Raw genomic sequence first — 14,764 nt, 5'->3', positions numbered from 1 at the left:
TTTCGGCGAGGAACGAGCTGAGGTTTGGCGCAGGTCGCCGGCGCCCGGCGCCGGCGTCAGCCGAAGGTCAGTTCCCGGGCGTTGTCGACCATGATCCGGCGTTGGGCTTCGGGCGTGAACCCGGTCAGTCCGGCCAGGAAGTCCTTCGGCGCGCCGAGTCCTTCGGCGTGCGGCCAGTCCGAGCCGAAGAGGATCCGCTCGACCGGCAGGTGCGTGGCCAGGTCCTCGACGCTGTCCTCGACGAACGGGGCGACCCAGCAGTGCTCGACGAACTGGTCGACCGGAGAGGTCGTGAACATGCCAGGGTTCTGGGCCGCGAGCAGTTCGAGGCCGTGCAGCAGTGACCCGACCCAGGTTCCGCCGTTCTCGATGTAGGCGACGCGCACGCCCGGGAACCGGTCGAACAGGCCGTGGGCCACGAGGGCGGCCGCGAAGTCCTGGACGAGCCGGTGCTTCATCAGCATGGTCACGAACGGCTCGCTCAGCGTGATCGCGTTCGTGTCGCCCTGACGCTGGGCGGCGCCGTAGCCCCATGCCCGCGCCACCGCCGCCTCGACCTCGCGGTAACCGTCGTCGAAACCGGCGTGCGGCGCGACGACGACGCCGGCGTCCTGGACGCGCGCCCAGAACCGGTCGAACATCAGGTCGGCGGGCGACCGCGTGCCGTCCGGGGTGAACGCCGGCCCATTGCGGATGCTCACCACGCGGGCGCCGCGGTCCAGGCACCAGTCCAGTTCCGCGATTGCGCCGTCGACGTCTGAGAGCGAGAGGTACGGCACGCCGAAGATCCGGTTCTGGTAGGCGAACCCCCAGTCCTCGTCGAGCCAGCGGTTGAAGGCTCTCAGGACCTCCAGCGACGCCTCGATGTCGGGCTGCATCGGCCCCTCGAGGCAGACGGCGTGCGATGGGAACATCCACGCCGCCTGGACGCCCTGGGCGTCCATGCAGGCCAGCCGGGCGTCCCGGTCGAACCACTCGGGATGCTCGGCGGGCGCCTCGCAGGCCAGCTCCGCGCCGACCGAGCCCTTGTCGGAACGGCCGCTGAAGTAGTCGTACAGGGCGCCGGGCCGGGGCCGCGGATGGGCGTCCCCCGGGCCTGGCAGGATCGGATGCGGCCGGTCGCCGACGAAGTACCGCAGCGCGCCGTCCACCTCGATGACCCGCAGGCCCCGATCCGCGAACGCGGGGTCGCGGTGCCGGGTGAACGCGTCACTCGACTCCCAGTAGTGGTTGTCCGCGTCGAACACGTTTTCTAACGGACCGGCGTCGTTGTCTGCCATCAGGTTTCGCTCCCGCGCTCAGTCCGTGCCGTGGCGAAGGAGCCGGCCCGGAGTCGCCTTCGTGCACTCGCCGTCGATGAACGTGGTCTTCCCGTTGACGATGATCCGGTCGTAGCCCCTGGCCTTCTGGATCAGCCGCCATTCGCCGGCCGGGTAGTCCCAGACCCGCTCGGCCGGCAGGCTGTCGACGGTGTCCGGGTCGTACACGACCACGTCGGCCGGCGCGCCCTCGGCCAGGAATCCCCGCCCTTTCAGGCCCGCGGCGGCGGCCGGATAGGCGGACAGCCGCCAGTGCGCCTGCTCCAACGTCATGATCCCGTGTTCACGGACCCACAGCCCCAGCAGTTCGCTCGGGTACCGGGCCGTCGTGACGAACTTGGTGTGCGCCCCGCCGTCGCTGACGCCGGGAAGCGCCACCGGGCAGTTCGCGATCTCGCGCATGGACTCCGGCGGGGTCTCCAGCAGCGGCGTGGCGAACCCGACCCGCAGCTCACCCGCGACGGCCACATCCAGCATCGCGTCGATCGGATGCTTGCCCTCACGCGCCGCGATCTCGCCGACCGTGAATCCCTCGTAGGTCTCCTTGAGCTCCCTGGCCCGCGCCACGTCGCTGGATATCCAGTGAACCTTGATCTCGCCAAGCGGATAGCCGGCACCGAACAGCCCACCGCGCAGCTCGTGGACCTCCTTCATCGCTGCGCGCCGCGCGGGGTCGGCGAGCTTCACCCGCTTCTCGGCGACCGTGCCGAGCAGGGCCTCCTTCCAGCACGGAATCGTGTCGGTGAGGTTGTACTCCTCGAACGTGAACTCGGAGGCGAAGTTCGTGGTGAGCGCCTGAGCGAAGACCCGGAGTCCCTCGTCCTCATTCAGCTCGGCCAGGCGCGCGAGCGCGTCCCGATGCGAGAGCTGCTGGCCGCCGTGCTGGTTGAGCGCGCCATCGGCCAACAGCGCGTTCCAGATGATCGGCCGACCGCTCTCCCGGGCCATGAACGCCGCCGTTTCCAATGGCGATGTCACCTGGGCCACACCCCGGCCCAACGAGCCAAGCGCCCGGCAGAACGCCCGCAGGTCGCGCTCGCTCATCAGATCGGTCACCATCGGCGTGCCGTCGTAGTCGAGCTGCACGTTGCCGACATCGCCGAGGATCTGCGCCGATAAACCGCAGCCGCCGGCCTCCATCGCCTCGACGAGCAGCCGGCACATGCGCTCCAGCTCGTCGTCGGTGACCGCGCGGCCCTTGGCCTCGTCGAGGCCGACCACGTACCCATACAGGGGGGCGAGCGGGACGAATGACATGACGTTGACGCCCTTGGGCGCCCGGCCGACGCTCTCGAGGAACTCCGGGAACGTCTCCCAGTCCCACGGCATGCCGACCTTCATGGTTTCCATCGGCACGGCCTCGTTGCGCGACAGGCTCAACATGGCCCGCTCGCGATCGRCAGGCTTGCAGGGCGCGAAACCAAAGCCACAGTTACCGATCACCACGCTGGTGACGCCATGCCAGCCCGACATCGTGCACCACGGGTCCCAGAACAGCTGGCTGTCGTAGTGCGTGTGCAGATCGACGAACCCGGGCGCGACGACCTTCCCGGCCGCGTCAACGACCTCGGCGCCGTCGGCCGCGCTCACCCGGCCGATGTGGACGATCCGGCCGCCGGCGATGGCGACGTCAGCTCTGTAGCGGGGAGTCTGCAAGCCGTCGATGACCGTTCCGCCTTTGATCACAAGGTCGTAGAGCGGCATCCGCCATCACTCACCTTCCCAAGCCCGATATCGACCTCAATATCGAGCTTCATAGTGACCCGGAGCACAGTAGCGGTCAAGGAGAGTTGGGACATCGATGGCACGTTGTCCGACCTTCCGGAGATCGCATACGTCCGCTCCCGGTTGGCCTCCTGCGGGCGACCGGTGCCGTGGCTGACGGTCGCCCTGCTCGACGGCCAGGTACACCCGGTCCCGCGCGACGAGCCCGGGGAGATCTGCGTGCGTGGGCCGCTGGCCATGAAGGGCTACTGGATCAAGCCGGAGCAGACCGCCGAGGCCTAGGCGGGCGGCTGGCTGCACACCGGCGGCATCGCCCCTGAGGACGACCACGGTTTCTACGTGATCGTGGACCGCAAGAAGGACATGATTGTCAGCGGCGGCTTCAACGTCTTCCCCGCGAGATCGAGGACGTGCTGTCCACGCACCCGCCATGGCCGCGCGACTGGCTCACCGACGAGGACATCCGTCCGGCGGGGCGAGCCCAGGCAGGCAGCACCGGCGTGGCCGACCTGCCCGAGCCCCGCCACGGCCGCATGGCCGTCCCGTCTGACCGGGTCGACGGTGAAGCCACCGTCCCATATGTCAATATTGATGTCAACTTTTACAAAGCACGTCGCCCCGAGCTCGCCCGGATCACCTCCCAGCCGTCACGAACCTTCCGTGGCCGGCCTCCTCGGGCGCGCGGGCCGGTCGGACAGGCCGTCCGGCGTGATGAACTGGCACCGGCAGCGGCTGATCCGCCAGCCGTCCGGGGTCCGGACGAGCTCGTCGCTGTAGACGGCATGCCGCGCGACCCCGTCGGCGCGGTCGACGAAGAGCAGGTTGCGGGTCGTACGGGCCTCGTCCGGACCGACCATGTCGATGACCGGCGGGCCGCCGAGGTGCAGTCCACCGGGAGCCGCGCGCATCATCGCCCGCAGCGCGTCACGCCCATCGAAGGAACGCCCGTAGACCAGATAGCTGGCGTCCGGGGTGAACAGACCGACCCAGCCCTCCACGTCGTCCAGGTCGAGCGTCAGGCAGTAGCGGGCCAGCAGGCCGCCGATGGCCACCTGGTCCGCGGGCGAGGGAAGCATCAGAACTCCTCCGGGCAGCCGTCAGAGGTGTACGAACATCCTGGCCGGCCGGGTGACCCGTCACGGCCAGCGGTGGCGCCGGCCGACGGCTCGGCGAGATGCCACGCCGGGCCGGGCCGGGGCTGGTCACCCGGGTCTCTCCAGGGTGTGCACCTCGCGCCGGGCGAACCGCCAGGCACCGTCGGCCCGGACGATCTCGTCGTGGTAGCGACCGGTGATCGCCGGGACCAGGCGCTCACCCGCGAAGCGCAGGAACACAAAGTCGGCAATGACCCGGACCAGGCCGCCCCCACCGGGCTCCAGCACCGCGTTGACCGTCACATGTTTGCCCCGCTGCCTGGGGTTGCTCTGGGCGCTTTGGAAGAACCCCAGCAGCTGAGCCGTGCCGCGGGCGGTTCGGTCGCCGTGAACGAGGACACCGTCGGCGGTGAACAGCGCCACGACACCGGCGAGATCGCCGTCGTCGCAGCGGTGGCAGTACCGGGCGAGCGTCGCGCGTACGGCGAACTGGTCCTCGATCGCTAAGCCAGTCACAACGTCAGCGTAGTAAATATCGACGTCGACTTCGACATATGTGATGATCTCCGAGCCGCGCACGACCCCTGGGGCCAGGTCACCAGAGGCTGGCGATCGGCTCCAGCATCCCGAGATCGGTCGGCTCGACGATCAGCGTCGTCACCGGCCCGTCACGCCAGGCCGCGAGCTGGTCGGCGATCCGGGGCAGCGGGCCGACAAGCGTCAGGTCGTCGACGAGCTCGTCCGGAACAGCGGCGCGGGCACCCGCACGGTCGCCACTCAGGTAGAGGTCCTGGATGCGGCTGGCCTCGGCCTCGTACCCGTAGCGGGCGACAAGCGCGGTATAGAAGTTCTTCGACTTCGAACCCATGCCGCCGATATGCAGCGCCAGCTGCGGGCGCACCCGGTCACGACACGCGTCGAGGTCGTCGCCGACGCAGGCGACGACCGTCGGCGCCACCTGGAACCCCGCCGGGGCCTTCGCCAACGTGTCTCCCCAGGCCCGGTCCCATCGGGTCGGGCTCCACAGGTAGGGAAGCAGGCCGTCGGCCTCCTCGACCGCCATCGCCACGTTCTTCGGGCCCAGGGCGGCGATGAGGATCGGCGTGTCAGCGGCCGGTGGCATCGAGGTCCGCAGCGCCCGTCCCTGCCCGGTCGCGTCCGCACCGGTGTAGGGAATCGAGAAGACCGAGCCCGAGAACTCCAGCCGCTCGGCCCCGGCCAGCGCCCTGCGCAGCACGGCCACGTACTCGCGCGTCATCTGGACCGGCGCACGGTAGGGCATGCCATGCCACCCCTCGACGACCTGCGGCCCCGACACCCCCAGCCCGAGCACGAAACGCCCCCCGGACAGCTGCTGCAGCGTCAACACGGTCATCGCGGTCGCGGCCGGCGTCCGTGCCGGCATCTGCGCGATGGCCGTGCCCAGCCGGACCCGACTGGTGATCGCGGCGACGTAGGCCAACGGCGTGAAGGCGTCACTCCCCCACGCCTCGCCCGTCCACACGGAGCCGTACCCGGACTCCTCGGCTCGCCGCGCCACCGCGGCAAGCGCGGCCGCGTCCCGAGGGATCCCGGCGAGGCTCAGCCCCAACTCGACCTTCGACACCGGCATTCTCTCCTTTTCCCAGCGACGGCATGCAGCGCGAGGCACGCCACGTCCAGAAACTCACGGTCGGCCGTATATTGCGGGCGGCACACGGCAGGCGGCCTTGAGCGCGGTCCGCGTGAGCAGGCGGGTCTTGTCTTCCAACTGCTGTGCCCGTTGCGGATCGGTCTCCGAGACGCGGACCCGCGCGCCCGCGATGATGACGGCCATCTTGATGGTGGCCACCGCGGCGTAGAACTCGACCGCGCCGAGATCACGTCCGCTGGCCCGCGCGTAGCGGTTCAGCGGTTCGTCGGTGGTCCCGAAGCCGGGGTTGGCCCGGTGGGCCTGCGTGCCGGTCCAGATCGACGCGCCGATGTCTCCCCAGTAGAGGGACGACCATGCCGAGCGTCCGAACGACTCGAGCCCGACCGCGGTCGGGTCGAGAGTGTGCAGCGCCGCGAGCACGTCGACGAGCTCGTCAGTACTGGCCGGCCTGGGTCTCGTCCAGGTGCGCAGTGCCGTCCGCCGACCGGAAGACGATGGGATGGTGAATCCTGGCCCGCGCATCGCGGCGTTCAGTCGAGGCGTTCGAATATCGCCGCGATTCCCTGGCCTCCGCCGATGCAGAGTGTCTCCAGCCCGTACCGGGCGTCGCGTCGGTGCATCTCGCGGAGCATCGTCGCGAGGATCCGGCCGCCGGTCGCCGCGACGGGGTGTCCCAGGGAGATCCCGGAGCCGTTGACGTTGACGCGGTCCCAGTCGGCGTCCGTGAGGCCCCATTCCCGGGTGCAGGCGAGGACCTGGGCGGCGAACGCCTCGTTCAGTTCGATCAGATCCAGGTCGGACAGTTTCAGCCCCGCACGGTCGAGGGCCTTCGCGGTCGCCGGGACCGGTCCGATCCCCATCCTGGCGGGCGCGACACCGGCGACGGCCCAGCTGACCAGCCGCGCCAACGGTCGCAGGCCGAGCCGTTGCGCCTCGGCGGGATGCGTCACGACGCAGGCCGCGGCGCCGTCGTTCTGCCCGCTGGCATTGCCCGGTGTCACCGTGGCGTCCGGGTCGGACGCCCGCAGGATGGGCCGCAGCGCGGCCAGCCTCTCCAGCGTCGTGTCAGCGCGCGGGTGCTCGTCGGCATCCACGATGACGTCGCCCTTGCGCGTGGCCACCGTCACCGGGATGAGCTCGCCGGCGAACCGGCCGGCCCGCTGGGCGTCGACGGCGCGCCGATGCGAACGCAACGCGAGCTCGTCCTGCTCCGAACGAGAGATCCCGTATTCCTTGCGAAGGTTCTCGGCAGTCTCGATCATCCCGCCGGGGACCGGGAAACGGCGGCCGCCGGCCGTGGTACGCCCCCGCGCCAGCGCGTCGTGCAATGTCACCGCGCCGCCGCGGGCGCCCCAGCGCATCTCGGTGGAGTAGAACGCGGCGTTGCTCATGCTCTCCGCGCCACCGGCGATCACGACGTCCGCGACACCCGTCTGGACCATCATCGCCGCCGTGACCACCGCCTGCACCCCCGAACCACACCGGCGGTCCAACTGCAGTCCGGGAACCTCGATGTCGAGCCCGGCGTCGAGCGCGACCACCCGACCCAGCGCCGGCGCATCCATGGTCGGGTAGCACGAACCGAACAGCACATCATCCACGTCCGAGCTGCCCAGGCCGGTCCGCTCCAGCAGGCCACGCACGACCGCGGCGCCCAGTTCATGGGCCGCCAGAGGCTTCAGAGCGCCGCCGTAGCCACCCACCGCGGTACGCACCGGCTCGCAGATCACCGCTGTCCGCATGTCCGTCCTCTCCTCGCCAGCTTGTCCTCGCATGTGGGCTCCGGTGGGCGTCAGACACGACGCGACGATGCGGCGTCCTGGTCCGATGGACAGGGCACCCGCACGAGGAGCCGTCGCGCGAGACGCGAACACGCGGCCAGCCATCGCACGCCTCGTCCCCAACCCACGCGTGGCCACCGGGGTGAACGGCAGGGCGCTGGCCGACCAGCATCGCTGCCTCTATGTTGACGTCAACTTCGACATAGAGGACCCTAACGACAACCCGTGGGCATTGGCAACGGGTACACCGACCGCCAGCGTGCGCCAGGCAGAGCCTCCAGGCGCGGCCGAGACGCAGTCCGCCAGGCCCGCGCCTCACTACGATGAGCAAGATCCTGTCCAGGGACGGCAGGTAACCGACAGCGCGCCGTCAGGGTTCATGTCGTCAGGAGAGGATCCACCCGTGTCCGAAGGAACCCCTCGCGCCGAACAGATCGCGTCCATCCCCAACGCCACCCGCGGCTGGCAGGGCGAAGCCCGAGGGAAGCGACGCGGCACGGGACGCACCAATCGCGGCCGCCAGACCCGCGATCAGCTCCTCGACGCCGCCCGGACCGTGTTCGAACGCGACGGCTTCCTGCACGCCCGCGTCGCCGACATCTGCGACGAGGCCGGCGTCTCGCACGGCTCGTTCTACACGTACTTCGTCTCCAAGGAAGAGATCTTCCGGAAGGTCGTCGACTCGGTCGAGCTCGATCTGCTCACCGTCGACCCCGCGCCAGACAGCGACCCCGACCCGGTCGCGCGCATCCGCGCCGCCAACGAGCACTACCTGCGCACCTACGCCGCCAACGCCGGCATCATGCGCGTCATCCACCAGGTCGCGACCATCGACGTCGAGGTCTGGCGCATCCGCTTTCAACGCCAGGACGCCTTCGCCCACGCCATCGAACGGCGCATCCGCCAGATGCAGCAGGACGGCATCGCCGACTCCACTGTCGAGCCCTACTACGCCGCCCAGGCCCTCGGTGGGATGGTCGCCTACTTCGCCGAGCTGATGTTCAACTCCCACGACCCCGTCGCCTTCGACGTGGATACCGCCGTCGACGCCCTCACCCGCATCTGGACCAACGCCCTCGGCATCCGCGATCTCGATCACCCACCGCCCGGCCCCATCGCAGCGCGGCGGTGAGCCAGCGCCACCCCTACCCTGAAGCGCCCGCTGATCACAGGTGAACACCGGCGGCGACTCCGCCAGGGACGGCACAGCCCTACCCGCTAGCCGCCGGCGGCCCAACCAGGCCCGCGCTGTGCGCGCACCGGGCCTCGCCTGCCCGCTGGCGATCTTTACCTCGGGTTGGCGAGCAGCACCGCGGCGTTCACGGCCGGGTCGGTGCGTGTCTGACGTACCCAGGTGCCCAGTGCGTGGGTCAGCTCCGCGGAGGTGCCCAGTAGGGCGTCGAGGGCGAGTACCCGGCTGTGGAAGTGGTGGTGGCTGTGTTCCGCGGTGAAGCCGATGGCGCCCAGTACCTGCAGGGTGCGTTCGCAGACGCGGCGCCCGTTGCGGCCGGCCAGTGCCTTGAGGACCTCGTCGTGGCGTGGGGGCGTCGCCTCGTCGAGGCGGACCGCGGTGACGGCGGCGCTCTCGAGCGCGACGCAGTCGGTCTGCGCCCAGGCGAGCAGGTGACGGACCGCCTGGAACATGCCGATGGGCTGGCCGAACTGTTCTCGCGCGCCGGCGTGCGCCACCGCCAGCGCGAGCGTGCCCTCGGCCGCGCCCAGGATGTCCAGGGCGACGGCCAGACGGCCGAGGAACAGACCTCGGCCCCGGACCGGCGAGGCGTGGCGCTCTTCGACCGTGGGAGTCCAGGCGGACGGGTCCATCTCGACCTCGTGGATGGCGAGGCGGCCCGCGAGGTCGAGCGGACGAAGCTCGACCAGGTCCGCGTCGACGACGCCCGCGCCCTGGCCTGGGCGGTCGATGAGCAGGGACCTGCCGGCGACGTCGCCGAGGACGACCACTCGCTCACTTCGCCGCGGGGAGTGGCGGTTGACGGTCGCGATGAGCGATCCGGGGGTGTGCCCGGTGACAGCGAGGAAGGGCTGGGCCATCAGGGCGCCCAGCGCGGCGGACGTCGCCAGTTCCCGGCCCTGGGCGCGGAACAGCGCAAGCGCGGCCATCCGGCTGTCCCGGTCGGCCAGGTCGGGAAGCAGGTCCCACCAGCCCAGCGCGTCCAACGGGTCGCCGCCCTGGCTGGACGCGCGCAGCGCGAGACACGCCGCGTCGAGGAACTCCCGGTCGGCCTGTTCCATGGCCATCGTCATGGCAGCCGCAGGATCTGCTTGGCGATGGTGTCGAGCTGCATCTGCTGGGAACCTCCGTACACGGTCACGATGCGGGAGAACAGGTAGTCCTGACGACGCGTCGCGGTGTGCGCGTCCTGTGTCCCGACCGCGAGGTCCGGGTCGCTGGCCAGCGCCCAGTCGTTGACCGACTGCTCGCTCGCGGCCAGCAGGAGCTTCACGAAGGCGGCCTTGGGGCCGAGTGGTGCGCCGGTCGCGTGGGTGTGCAGGCCGAGGTGGCTGCTGGCTCGGACAGCGGCCAGGTCCAGCAGGGCGTCACCGAGGAGGCTGTCGGTCGCGGGCGTGCCGGCTTCGGCGGTGTCGAGCAGCTGGCGGTAGAGGAAGTTGTGCCGGAACCAGGCGAAGGTGCCCCGCTCGTGGGCGAGGATGTGCATGGCCACGCGCCAGCCGCCGCCGCGCTCGCCGACGATCCGGTCCGGCCCGACGGGGACGGCGTCGAAGGTGACCTCGGCGAGTTCGTCGGTGCCGTTCGCCTGCTCGATCGGGCGGACTTCGACGCCCGGTGAGCGCAGGTCCACGGCGAACGCCGTGAGGCCCCGATGGCGGGACTCAGGAGTTCCGGTCCGCGCGAGGACCAGGCACCAGGTCGCGTACCGGGCCCAGCTGGTCCAGATCTTGCGGCCGGTGATGAGGTAGGAGCCGTCGGCGGCGACGGCACGAGTACGGAGGCTGGCGAGGTCCGAGCCCGCCTCCGGCTCGGAGAACCCCTGCGACCAGAGTGCCTCACCGCGCAGGAACCGTGGCAGCGTCCGCGCCACGAAGCCCTGGTCGCCCATGGCCACCAGGGTCGGAGCCAGGATCTCCAGGTGTTCGAACAGCGCCATGGCCGGGAGTCCGTGCCGGGCGAGCGCCTCCCACATCGCGGCCCGGTGCAGGATGCCACCGCCCAACCCGCCGACCTGCTCGGGCCACCCGTAGCGCGCCCAGCCCTCGTCGAACAGGGCGCGCATGAGCTCGGACGTCACCGCGACCCGCTCCGAGTACGCCGCGAGCGGGCGGGCCGCCGCCACCAGCTCGGCCGGGCGGGAGGCCAGCCACGCTTCGAAGGACGTCCCGTACGCATATACATCGTCACGGAGCGAACCGGTCTCGCTGCTGGCACTTGTCTGCGCCATGGGCGTCAACGTAGGAACATCAGAATCTCGAAACACCGGGGACTCGTCAGGGCCGCGACGCGGACGAGGGCGCCGTGCGTACCTCGCGGTAGGGAACGTTGCGGTCGAGAGCGGTCTCTCGTGGCATTCCCAGTACGCGCTCGCTGATGACGTTGCGCGCCATCTCGGTCGTACCGCCGCCGATCGAGCCGATCTGGCGGAGCAGATAGCTCATGCCTCGGCTTCCGAGCGCGTCTTCGTCGTCGTCGCTGGCCACCGCGGTCGGGCCGGCCAGGTCGAACGCGATGGTCGCCAGGCGGGCCGAGACGACCCCGTGCATCAGCCGCCCGACCGCCGCGAGCTGGTCCGATCCCTTTCCCGCCGCGGCGACCGCCTGCAGCCGGCGGTCCAGCTCGCGCATCGCCACGTTCAGGGTGTGTCCCTCGCCGATCAGGTCACGGGCACTCGGATCGGCCAGCCGGCCGGCCCGTTCCGCCAGCCGGACCAGGCTGACGCCGTTCTCGCCGTAGAAGCTCTCGCCGCCGCCGGTTCCGGCCGGACGGATGGTGTACGGCGACGAGGTGAACGAACGCTCGAAGAACAACCAGCGGGTGACCACGGTCCAGCCGTCGTCCACGCCGCCGACGCGGGCGCTGTCGGGAACCCGGACGTCGGTCAGGTACTCCTGGCAGAACTCCTTGTTCCCGTCGAGCATCTCGATGCGTGAGATCTCGATCCCCGGCTGGTGGATCGGCAACAGGAAGACGGTGAGCCCGCGGTGCTTGGGCACGTCCCAGTTGGTCCGGGCCAGGCACAGGCCCCAGTCCGACCACCACGCCCCGGTCGTCCAGATCTTGGAGCCGTTGATCACCCACTCGTCGCCCTCGCGCACGGCGCTCGTCTTCGCGCCCGCCACGTCCGACCCCGACCCCGGCTCGGACAGGAACTGCATCCACAGCTCCTCCCCCCGCAGGATCGCCGGGATGTGCTCTCGCTTCTGCTGTTCGGTCCCGAACTCGAGGATGACCGCCGCGCACGGCGTCATCGTCGGCACCTGCAGCCGCGCCGGGAACCGGTATCCAGCGATCTCCTCGTTGAACGCCGCGGCATGGGCGGGTGTCAGGCCCAGCCCGCCGTACTGCCTCGGGAAACAGATGCCGGCGAGGCCTCCATCCCACAGCAGCCGCTGCAGCCGCCGCTCCTCGGCGACCTCGGCCAGCTCCTCCTCGTCCGGACGGACGGTCATCCGGCCGGTGGCATCCGGCTCGGCGCGCGGCATGTTCCGCGCGAGCCAGCCGCGTGCACGCGACCGGAAGTCCTCGACCGACTCGGTCTCCTCGATGCTCACGCCTCGACCTTTCGTGCGCCGCTCTTCGCTTCGACCAGGGAGGTGACGCGCAGCCGGTGCTCGCGGGGCGTGCCCAGCAGCGCGCTCGCCACCGCCACCCGGCGCAGGTACAGGTGCAGATCGTGCTCGAACGTCACGCCGATGCCGCCGTGTAGCTGGACGCAGTCCTGGCACAGCTCCGGGCCGTACTGCCCGATGTACGCCTTCGCCGCGCTGACCAGCTCCGCCGCCCGCTCGTCCTCGGCCCCCACCGCGGCCGCGGCCGCGTCCGCCACCGCATGGCTGGTCTCCAGCCACATCTTCAGATCCGCGAACCGGTGCTTCAGCGCCTGGTACGAGGCCAACGGCCGGCCGAACGAGTACCGGTCACCCGCCCAGGCCATCGTCAGCTCGAACGCCCGGTCCATCGCGCCGACCATCTCCGCTGTCTGGATCACCAGGGCCGTCCGCAACTGCCGCTCGACCTCCTCCGCCGCCGCCCCCGGCTTCCCGACGACGGCCGCCCCCGCAACCCGCACCTCACGGAACCCGACCCGGGCGAACCTGCGAGACGTGTCCAGGGTCTTCAACGGGGTGACCGTGACACCGGCGCTGTCGGCCGGCACGAGCAGCTGCGTCAGCCCGTCGCCGGTCCTCGCCGTGACCAGGAACAGCTGTGCCTCGGCGCCGTGCTCGACCGGCGCCTTCTCGCCCGAAAGCACCCAGTCCGCACCCGAGGCCACAGCCGTCGCGGTGACCTCACCCAACCGGTCATGAGGGACCGGCTCACTCAGACACCACGCCCCGACCGCGTCACCGGCGCAGATCCGGTCCAATGCCTGCTCGGCCGCCTCGCCGCCCGCCCGGGACAGCGCGCCGGCGACCACGTTCGCCCCCAGCAACGGCCCGGGCGCCGCATGACGCCCGAACTCGTACGCCACCAACGCCAGATCGACCAGGCCCACGCCRCTCACGCTTCCGCCGCCATGCTCCTCGGCGACCAGCAGCGAGGTCCATCCCAGCTCGACCCCGGCCTTCCAGTACTCCGGTCGGTATCCCCGCTGGTCGTGCCGAAGCTCGCGCAGGACATCCCCGGGAACGGTGTCCCGCAGGAACCTGCGCGTCGTGCTGACCAGAAGCTCCTGCTCCGCGGCCAGTCCTACCTTCATCAGATCCTCCACTCGGCCGGATCCCACCGGCCCCAGTCCCCGCGCGTACCGCCAAACCGTCTCCGGTCCGGGCCGGCGTGGTGTCGTCCCGCCGTTTCCGGCCGGTTCAGCCGAGCGAGATCCCCAGTGCCTCGAGCGCGTTCTCCCGCGCGATCCGTCGGACGTCCTCGTCCGGCAGGCCAGCGAGCGACTCGGTCACGAAGTCGGCCGGTGCGCGGGTGCCCTCGGCATGCGGCCAGTCCGAACCGAGCAGTAGCCGGTCGACGCGCACGTCGGCGACGAGCTCGTCGATGTGGTCCTCCCAGAACGGCGTGATCCACACATGTTCACCGAAGACCTCCCGCGGGTGGTCGCGGAAGTAGCCCGGGTTGCGGTTGGCGGCGTCGTCGAGGCGGTGCAGCAGCTCCGGAACCCAGGACGCGCCATTCTCGACGCTCGCGAACCGCAGGGTGGGGAAACGGTCGAAGACCTTGTGGCACACCGCGGCGGCATAGAAGTCGCTGACCGCCCGGCCCTTGGTCACGATGCCGCGCAGCGGAGAGCGGAACAGCGAGTTCTCCTCGCCGCCCGGCTCCCACATCTGGACCAGGGCGTCGTAGCCGTCGAGCCCGGCGTGCGTCGCCACGGGAATGCCAGCCTCGGCGGCGAGCCCCCAGAACGGGTCGTAGGCCGGGTCGAAGGGCGAGCGGAAGCCACCGGGCACCGGCACCGGCGCGTTGCGGACGTTCACGGCCACGGCCCCGGCCTCGACCACGCGCCTCAGCTCCCCGGTGGCGGCCGCCGGGTCGAGCAGGGGGATGCACGGCACGGCGAACAGCCGGTCCTCGTAGCGGAAGCCCCAGTCGTCGTCGAGCCACCGGTTGAACGCCTCGAAGACCTTGGCGCAGGCCTCCGGATCGTGCCTGAGCGCGTCCTCGACGCCGACGCCGAGCGTCGGGAACAGCAGCGTGCCGGCCAGCCCCTGCTCGTCCATCACCTGGAGGCGGGCCTTGCGGTCGCGGTACTCCGGCCGCAGCGGCTCCAGCTCACCGAACGCGTCCCTGATCTGCTGCCGGCGCGGGTTACCCCGGTACCAGTCGTAGAGAGCTCCGGGCTTGGCGACGGGATTGAACGTCGGGTTCGCGATGTAGTTGTTGATCTTTCCATTGATCAGGATCCGCCGCTGCCCGTCCACGCCCGCCCACCGGACGCCCCGGTTGCGCAGCGCCCGGTCCTGGTACCGCGTGAACGCGTCTTCCGCTTCGTAGTAGTGGTTGTCGAAGTCGAAGATCCACGGAGCTGCCTGGTTCATCCCGGTCGGCCTCTCGTCCACGGTCGA

General features: G+C 70.5%; 13 protein-coding genes and 1 pseudogene. 2 read left to right on the top strand and 12 right to left on the bottom strand.

Annotation, left to right across the window (positions count from 1 at the left end; genetic code table 11):
* Nucleotides 1-56: 56 nt before the first annotated feature.
* Both BCD49_RS27875 and BCD49_RS27870 read right to left on the bottom strand, forming a co-directional pair.
* Nucleotides 57-1,280 carry an amidohydrolase family protein gene (locus BCD49_RS27875; RefSeq protein ID WP_007510938.1) on the bottom strand — a complete coding sequence of 408 codons (1,224 nt, stop codon included), beginning with the start codon at nt 1,278-1,280 and terminating at the stop codon, nt 57-59.
* An 18-nt stretch (nt 1,281-1,298) separates the two neighbouring features.
* Nucleotides 1,299-3,023 (bottom strand): N-acyl-D-amino-acid deacylase family protein, encoded by a 1,725-nt coding sequence (locus BCD49_RS27870; protein WP_071042074.1) that lies wholly within the window; start codon nt 3,021-3,023, stop codon nt 1,299-1,301.
* A 138-nt stretch (nt 3,024-3,161) separates the two neighbouring features.
* Between BCD49_RS27870 and BCD49_RS46515 the strand changes: the two are divergent.
* A pseudogene (locus BCD49_RS46515) lies at nt 3,162-3,472 on the top strand (AMP-binding protein); the annotation flags it as partial.
* A 219-nt stretch (nt 3,473-3,691) separates the two neighbouring features.
* Here the strand turns inward: BCD49_RS46515 and BCD49_RS27855 are convergent.
* From BCD49_RS27855 to BCD49_RS27835, 5 genes are all read right to left on the bottom strand, one after another.
* Nucleotides 3,692-4,120, bottom strand: coding sequence for a nuclear transport factor 2 family protein (locus BCD49_RS27855; RefSeq protein WP_007510932.1), 429 nt, complete (start codon nt 4,118-4,120; stop codon nt 3,692-3,694).
* 126 nt (nt 4,121-4,246) lie between these two features.
* On the bottom strand, nt 4,247-4,654 hold the full coding sequence (locus BCD49_RS27850) for a nuclear transport factor 2 family protein (RefSeq protein WP_035929319.1): 408 nt from the start codon (nt 4,652-4,654) through the stop codon (nt 4,247-4,249).
* A 79-nt stretch (nt 4,655-4,733) separates the two neighbouring features.
* Nucleotides 4,734-5,744 carry an LLM class F420-dependent oxidoreductase gene (locus BCD49_RS27845; RefSeq protein WP_007510929.1) on the bottom strand — a complete coding sequence of 337 codons (1,011 nt, stop codon included), beginning with the start codon at nt 5,742-5,744 and terminating at the stop codon, nt 4,734-4,736.
* 60 nt (nt 5,745-5,804) lie between these two features.
* Nucleotides 5,805-6,191: a hypothetical protein gene (locus tag BCD49_RS27840; RefSeq protein ID WP_007510927.1), complete on the bottom strand. Its 387-nt coding sequence runs from the start codon at nt 6,189-6,191 to the stop codon at nt 5,805-5,807.
* 110 nt (nt 6,192-6,301) lie between these two features.
* Entirely contained in the window at nt 6,302-7,513 is a 1,212-nt protein-coding gene (locus BCD49_RS27835; protein WP_007510925.1) for an acetyl-CoA C-acetyltransferase, read from the bottom strand.
* A 442-nt stretch (nt 7,514-7,955) separates the two neighbouring features.
* Between BCD49_RS27835 and BCD49_RS27830 the strand changes: the two genes are divergently transcribed.
* The gene (locus BCD49_RS27830) at nt 7,956-8,684 is read left to right on the top strand and encodes a TetR/AcrR family transcriptional regulator (protein ID WP_007510923.1); all 729 of its coding nucleotides are present in this window, start codon (nt 7,956-7,958) and stop codon (nt 8,682-8,684) included.
* Between the two features lie 155 nt (nt 8,685-8,839).
* On the opposite strand, the gene BCD49_RS27825 is transcribed toward BCD49_RS27830, so the two are convergent.
* From BCD49_RS27825 to BCD49_RS27805, 5 genes are all read right to left on the bottom strand, one after another.
* On the bottom strand, nt 8,840-9,805 hold the full coding sequence (locus BCD49_RS27825; protein WP_241832409.1) for an acyl-CoA dehydrogenase family protein: 966 nt from the start codon (nt 9,803-9,805) through the stop codon (nt 8,840-8,842).
* Between the two features lie 8 nt (nt 9,806-9,813).
* Nucleotides 9,814-10,971: an acyl-CoA dehydrogenase family protein gene (locus BCD49_RS27820; RefSeq protein WP_007510920.1), complete on the bottom strand. Its 1,158-nt coding sequence runs from the start codon at nt 10,969-10,971 to the stop codon at nt 9,814-9,816.
* Nucleotides 10,972-11,017: 46 nt separating this feature from the next.
* Complete coding sequence (locus tag BCD49_RS27815) at nt 11,018-12,298, bottom strand: acyl-CoA dehydrogenase family protein (RefSeq protein ID WP_007510918.1); 1,281 nt, start codon at nt 12,296-12,298, stop codon at nt 11,018-11,020.
* Nucleotides 12,295-13,446 (bottom strand): acyl-CoA dehydrogenase family protein, encoded by a 1,152-nt coding sequence (locus BCD49_RS27810; RefSeq protein ID WP_007510916.1) that lies wholly within the window; start codon nt 13,444-13,446, stop codon nt 12,295-12,297. Before BCD49_RS27810 ends, BCD49_RS27815 begins: the two co-directional genes overlap by 4 nt.
* A 106-nt stretch (nt 13,447-13,552) precedes the next feature.
* On the bottom strand, nt 13,553-14,758 hold the full coding sequence (locus BCD49_RS27805; RefSeq protein WP_232794125.1) for an amidohydrolase family protein: 1,206 nt from the start codon (nt 14,756-14,758) through the stop codon (nt 13,553-13,555).
* Nucleotides 14,759-14,764 lie beyond the last annotated feature (6 nt).

Source organism: Pseudofrankia sp. EUN1h, from assembly GCF_001854645.1.
Taxonomy (GTDB): Bacteria; Actinomycetota; Actinomycetes; order Frankiales; family Frankiaceae; genus Pseudofrankia; species Pseudofrankia saprophytica.
The sequence above is the reverse complement of the archived record's forward strand: the minus strand, read 5'-3'. Positions and strand labels throughout refer to the sequence as shown.

Bases quoted from the DNA above. Each gene is read 5' to 3' on its own strand.
- BCD49_RS27875 (WP_007510938.1), bottom strand. From the start codon at position 1,280: ATGGCAGACAACGACGCCGGTCCGTTAGAAAACGTGTTCGACGCGGAC.
- BCD49_RS27855 (WP_007510932.1), bottom strand. From the start codon at position 4,120: ATGCTTCCCTCGCCCGCGGACCAGGTGGCCATCGGCGGCCTGCTGGCC.
- BCD49_RS27835 (WP_007510925.1), bottom strand. From the start codon at position 7,513: ATGCGGACAGCGGTGATCTGCGAGCCGGTGCGTACCGCGGTGGGTGGC.
- BCD49_RS27825 (WP_241832409.1), bottom strand. From the start codon at position 9,805: ATGGAACAGGCCGACCGGGAGTTCCTCGACGCGGCGTGTCTCGCGCTG.
- BCD49_RS27820 (WP_007510920.1), bottom strand. From the start codon at position 10,971: ATGGCGCAGACAAGTGCCAGCAGCGAGACCGGTTCGCTCCGTGACGAT.